At 74.0% G+C, this 2,488-nt stretch carries 3 protein-coding genes; all 3 read right to left on the bottom strand.

Annotated elements, in window-relative coordinates; all coding sequences use genetic code 11:
- Positions 1–763: dihydrodipicolinate synthase family protein (locus tag H5J30_RS27030; RefSeq protein ID WP_181789941.1), on the bottom strand; the 763-nt coding region annotated here is incomplete at its 3' end.
- 83 nt (positions 764–846) lie between these two features.
- Positions 847–1,479: a GntR family transcriptional regulator gene (locus H5J30_RS27025; protein ID WP_181789940.1), complete on the bottom strand. Its 633-nt coding sequence runs from the start codon at positions 1,477–1,479 to the stop codon at positions 847–849.
- Between the two features lie 195 nt (positions 1,480–1,674).
- Positions 1,675–2,277 (bottom strand): TetR/AcrR family transcriptional regulator, encoded by a 603-nt coding sequence (locus H5J30_RS27020; RefSeq protein WP_181789939.1) that lies wholly within the window; start codon positions 2,275–2,277, stop codon positions 1,675–1,677.
- Positions 2,278–2,488 lie beyond the last annotated feature (211 nt).

The raw sequence follows: 2,488 nt of genomic DNA, 5'->3' as shown, positions 1-2,488 counted from the left end.
CGGCGGAGGCGTCGGCGGCGCGCAGGTCCTCGAAGGGGCGGATCTGCTCCCAGACGCGCATGGCCGCGGGGTAGTCGGCGGCGCGCAGCGCCTCCAGCATCGTGAGCGACAGCTTGGGCGCGACGTTGACCAGGCCGGAGGTGAAGCCGGTGGCGCCGCAGGCCCAGTAGGCGGGCGCGTACAGCTCGGCGAGCCCGGCGACCCAGGCGAACCGCTCCGCCCCGGCGTCCCGCGCGAAGGCGGCGAAGCGGGCGGCGTCCGGGACGGAGTACTTGACGCCGACGACGTTCGGGCACAGCTCGCCGAGCCGGGCCAGCCGGGCGCCGTCGAGCCGGTCGCTGCGGATGTACGGCACGACGCCGAGGCCGGGCACGGCCTCGGCGATGGCGCGGTGGTAGTCGACCCAGCCGCTCTGCGAGACGTACGGGTGCACGGGCTGGTGCACCATCACCATCTCGGCGCCCGTCTCCCCCGCGTGCCGGGCGGCCTCGACGGCGGTGGGCAGGTCGTGTCCGACGCCGACGATGACGGCGGCCTCGCCGCGGACCTCGGCGACGGTCAGCTCGGTGACGCGGCGGCGCTCGCCGGGGCCGAGGGAGTAGTACTCGCCGGTGTTGCCGTTGGGGGTAACGGTCCGTACGCCGCCGTCGAGGAGGCGGCGCAGCAGCGCGCGGTACGCGTCCTCGTCGAGGGCGCCGGCCGCGTCGAAGGGCGTGACGGGGATGGCGACGGCCTCGGCGAGCGCGGGCCTGAGGTGGTCCATGGAGCCGGCCTTCCTGTCGGGGGCGGCGTCGGCGGTCGGGGCGGCGGATGGGGCCGCGGTCGGGGCGGCGGATGGGGCCGCGGTCATGCGGGGAACGCGCGTGCGAGGAACGAGGCGATGTGGTCGTGCAGCGCGGCGCCCGCCGCCCGCGCGTCCCCGGCGGCGGCGAGCCGGAGGATCTCCCGGTGCTCGCCGGCCTCGTGCTCCCAGGAGGGGTTGGCGGACCAGGCGACGGTGGAGACCAGCGCGGCCTGGTCGCGCAGGTCGTCGAGCATGCGGCTGAGCAGCGGGTTGCCGCAGGGCAGGTACAGGGCGCGGTGGAAGTCGCGGTTGGCGAGGCTGCGGTCGGCGGCGTCGGGCGCGGACTCGGCGCGCGCCAGGGCCTCTTCCGCGGCCCGCAGCGAGGCGTCGAGCGCGACGGTGCGGCGCAGCGCCTCGGGTTCGAGCAGCAGGCGCACGTCGTAGACCTCGCGGGCCATGGCGGCGTCCACGGTGCGCACGGTGACGCCCTTGTACTGGCTCATCACCACCAGCCCGGAGCCGGCCAGCGTCTTGAGCGCCTCGCGCACCGGCGTCTTGGAGACCCCGAACTGCGCGGCGAGGTCGGCCTCGACGAGCGGCTGTCCCGGGGTGAGCTTGCCGGTGAGGATGGCGTGTTTGATCGCGTCCTGCACGTACTGCGTGCGGGAGGGGATCGGGCCTGGAGCGAAGGTCATGGGCGCCCTTGGATATCTCAGGTATCGCGTCTCATATATGACGTACGAAGTACGACGCGCTGAAAGTAGAGCGGCACAGAGGGTTCGTCAATGGGTGCGGCGGCACGACTTCCGCGCCGCCACCGGGAGTTGGGCGGCGTACGCGGGTGGAGGCCCTGCGGCGTACGGGCGTCGGCCCCGGACGGCGCGTACGGCTCAGGCGGTGCAGCCGGCGCGCAGCAGCGCGGCCTCGGCGAAGCGCCGGGAGACGGTGACGGGGTCGGGCACGGCGGACAGCCCGTAGAGCACGGTGGCGCCCTCGTGGATCAGCAGCAGCTCGTCGGCGAGCAGCCCGGGGTCGGCGGCGCCGGCCCGCTCGCACAGCTCGCGCAGATAGCCGCGCAGCCAGTGCTTCTGGTCGGCGATGACCTGGCGCCCGGCGTGCCCGGGGTCGGGCAGTTCGGCGGCGGCGTTGACGAAGCTGCACCCGCGCGGGGACTGCCCGCCCATCCAGGTGCCGAGCGCGTCGAAGGTGGCGAGGATCCGGTCGCAGGCGGTGCCGCCCGCGGCGGTGCGCTCGACCTCGGCGGGCAGCCAGGTACGCCAGCGCTCGTCGCGCCGGCGCAGGTAGGCGGCGACGAGGGCGTCCTTGGAGCCGTAGCGGTCGTAGATCGTCTTCTTCGTCACGCCCGCCCGGCGGGCGATGAGGTCCACGCCGACGGCGGTGATGCCGCGGTTGTAGAAGAGCGTCTCCGCGGCGTCCAGGATCTTCCGCGCCGCGGGCGTGAGCCGCGGCTGCACCGCTGTCTGTGCCGCCATCTGCGACCACCTCCCTTCGCGAGTATACCGACCTGTTTAGTACACTGGCCAGATCGAGTAAACCGATCGGTTTAATCCAGGAGGTCAGCATGGGTGTCACGGCCATATCCGGCGGTCTCGTCGCCTTCTGGAGCTCCGGCTTCATCGGCGCCGAGCTGGGCACCCGCGAGGCCGCCGCCGACACCCTGCTCATGTGGCGCTTCCTCGCCGC

This window comes from Streptomyces phytophilus (assembly GCF_013870535.1).
Taxonomy (GTDB): Bacteria; Actinomycetota; Actinomycetes; order Streptomycetales; family Streptomycetaceae; genus Streptomyces; species Streptomyces phytophilus.
This window is presented reverse-complemented; position numbering and strand designations above follow the sequence as displayed.